This window comes from Streptomyces alkaliphilus (genome assembly GCF_014141535.1).
Taxonomy (GTDB): Bacteria; Actinomycetota; Actinomycetes; order Streptomycetales; family Streptomycetaceae; genus Streptomyces; species Streptomyces alkaliphilus.
In genome coordinates, this window is record NZ_VKHT01000709.1 from 1 (window position 1) to 2,773 (window position 2,773).

Consider the following 2,773-nt stretch of genomic DNA (forward strand, 5'->3'; position numbering starts at 1 on the left):
GGCCCGGGGTGCCGCCGGATCCGGGCGGGCGCCGCCGTGCCCCCGCCCGGGCCACCGCCGCCGCCGCGGGACGGGGCCCCGCCCGCATCCGGTGACGCCCCGGAGCGGGAAACGACACCCGAACGGGTCCCGCGCCGACCGTGGCCCGCCGCCGGCGCGAACGGTGGTGCCGGACCGTCGAGTGACCGTGAGCGATGCGAGGATGGCCGACATGTCACACCCCACCGACCCCACCCCCTACGACGCGCTGCTGCTGCTTTCCTTCGGCGGTCCCGAGGGTCCCGACGACGTCGTCCCCTTCCTGGAGAACGTCACCCGCGGGCGCGGGATCCCCCGCGAACGCCTGGAGGAGGTGGGGCAGCACTACTTCCTCTTCGGCGGTGTCAGCCCGATCAACGAGCAGAACCGCCGTCTGCTCGCCGCCCTGCGCGAGGACTTCGCCGCCAACGGCCTCGACCTGCCGGTGTATTGGGGCAACCGCAACTGGGACCCCTACCTCACCGACACCCTGCGCGAGATGGTCCGTGACGGCCGTCGCCGGATCCTCGTCCTGGCCACCAGCGCCTACTCCTCCTACTCCGGCTGCCGCCAGTACCGCGAGGACCTCGCCGGGGCGCTCGCCGCGCTGGAGGCCGAGGGCGCGGAACTTCCCCGGGTGGACAAGATCCGCGTCTACTGGAATCACCCCGGGTTCCTGGAGACCATGGCCGAGGGGGTCGTGGCCGCCCTGGAGAAGTTGCCCGCCGAGGTGCGCGGGGGCGCCCATCTCGCGTTCTCCACGCACTCCATCCCGATCACCGCCGCCGACACCTCCGGCCCCGAGCCCGGTCACGGCGACGGCGGCGCGTACGTGCGCCAGCACATGGACGCCGTGCGCCGGATCTCCGAGGCGGTCCGGGAGGCCACCGGCGTGGAGCGTTCCGCGGAACTGGTGTACCAGTCCCGTAGCGGCGCCCCCCACATCCCGTGGCTGGAGCCCGACATCTGCGACCACCTCGAGGAGGTGCACGCCAGGGGCGTGCCCGCCGTCGTGATCGTGCCCATCGGCTTCGTCTCCGACCACATGGAGGTTCTCTACGACCTCGACACCGAGGCGAAGGCGAAGGCCGAGGAGCTGGGCCTGCCCATGGTCCGCTCGGCCACCGTCGGCACCGACGCCCGCTTCGTCGCGGCCGTCCGCGATCTGGTGCTGGAGCGTGCCGCCGCCGAACGGGGGGAGGAGCCCGCACGGTGCGCCCTCGGCGACCTCGGCCCGAGCCACGACCGCTGCCCGGTCGGCTGTTGCCCGGGCCGCGCCCCCCGCCCGGCGGCCACCGGCGTGGACAGCCCCTACGCCTGACCCGCCCTCCGAGCCGGGCGGACCGCCGCGGCCCGGCGACCCCGCCCGGCACCGCCGACTCCGGTACCCGGGGCCGGCTTCCACACAGAAGGACCCATTCCCGTGAGCGATCACACCGGACACCCGCCCGCCCCCGGCGACCTGCTCGACATCGCGCTGGAGGCCGCCGCCCGCGCCGGCCGACTGCTGCGCGGCGGTCGTCCCGACGACCTCGCCGTCGCGGCCACCAAGTCCAGCCCCATCGACGTGGTCACCGAGATGGACCTGGCCGCCGAGAAGCTGATCACCGACTTCCTCGCCGAGCGCCGCCCCGACGACGCGGTGTTGGGCGAGGAGGGCGGCGACACCGCCGGCACCAGCGGCGTGCGCTGGGTCGTCGATCCCCTCGACGGCACCGTCAACTACCTGTACGGGCTGCCCAACTGGGCGGTCTCCATCGCCGCGGAGATCGACGGCCGTACCGCCGTGGGCGTGGTGGAGATCCCGATGCGCGAGGAGACCTGCTGGGCCGTACTCGGCGGAGGGGCGACGCGCCGCGCCGCCGACGGCACCACGACCCCGCTGCGCTGTCGCCCCTCACCCCCGCTGGAGCAGGCCCTCATCGGTACCGGCTTCAACTACGTCACCGAGGTCCGGGTCGCGCAGGCGGAGGTCGCGCGCCGGTTGATCCCCCGGTTGCGCGACATCCGCCGCGGCGGATCGGCGGCGATCGACCTGTGCGACGTGGCCGGCGGCCGATTGGACGGCTACTACGAGCGCGGCCTGGGCGCCTGGGACCTCGCGGCGGGCGAGCTGATCGCCCGTGAGGCGGGGGCCCTGACCGGCGGTCGTCCCGGCCGCCCGGCGGACGGCGATCTGGCGGTGGCCGCCTCACCCGGCGTCTTCGAACTCCTCCAACCCGTGTTGGAGGAGCTGGGGGCCTGGCACGACTGAGCCCGGTCGGTCCCGCCCCCGGGGCCCGGACGCGAAGGGGCCCCGGGAGGTGGTGAACCTCCCGGGGCCCCTTCCCCGCACGAACCGCGTGGGTCGGTCCGGACGCGGTCCCGGGTCACCCCGGGAGGTCGCGGTGCCGCGCGCCCGGCGCGGCACCGCGACGGAGCGCGTGTGCTCAGGCGGCCACCCGCTCGACCCGGACGCCGTGCTCCGACGCCAGACGCAGCAGGTCCTCCAGCTCCGCCTGCTCCAGGTCCGCGGCGAAGAGGTCGCCGGCCTCGCGGGCGCGCTCCAACTGAATCTCGGTGTTCTCGATGCGCTGCAGAATGCCTGCGGTGAACGCGTCCATGATGCGCCCCCTTGTCATGGGTCGGCGGCACGGCGTGCCGAGAGTGGGTCGCGATCGCGGAGCCCTCGAAGGGGTGGTCCCGTCACGGTTCGCCGGCGACGGTGCCTGGCGCCCGATGGGGGGGGATCGCTGGGGTGTGCAGGGGTGATCCC

The 2,773-nt window shown here is 74.7% G+C and carries 3 protein-coding genes; 2 read left to right on the plus strand and 1 reads right to left on the minus strand.

Annotated features, from left to right (window positions below):
- The first annotated feature begins 211 nt into the window (after positions 1-211).
- Positions 212-1,339, plus strand: coding sequence for a ferrochelatase (locus tag FNQ90_RS18760; protein WP_182607440.1), 1,128 nt, complete (start codon positions 212-214; stop codon positions 1,337-1,339).
- Between the two features lie 102 nt (positions 1,340-1,441).
- Positions 1,442-2,272, plus strand: a complete 831-nt coding sequence (locus FNQ90_RS18765) for an inositol monophosphatase family protein (protein ID WP_182607441.1) — start codon at positions 1,442-1,444, stop codon at positions 2,270-2,272.
- 175 nt (positions 2,273-2,447) lie between these two features.
- On the opposite strand, the gene FNQ90_RS18770 is transcribed toward FNQ90_RS18765, so the two are convergent.
- On the minus strand, positions 2,448-2,621 hold the full coding sequence (locus FNQ90_RS18770; protein WP_182607442.1) for a hypothetical protein: 174 nt from the start codon (positions 2,619-2,621) through the stop codon (positions 2,448-2,450).
- Positions 2,622-2,773: the final 152 nt, after the last annotated feature.

Coding starts and splice junctions, on each gene's coding strand:
- FNQ90_RS18760 (WP_182607440.1), top strand. CDS start 212: ATGTCACACCCCACCGACCCCACCCCCTACGACGCGCTGCTGCTGCTT.
- FNQ90_RS18770 (WP_182607442.1), bottom strand. CDS start 2,621: ATGGACGCGTTCACCGCAGGCATTCTGCAGCGCATCGAGAACACCGAG.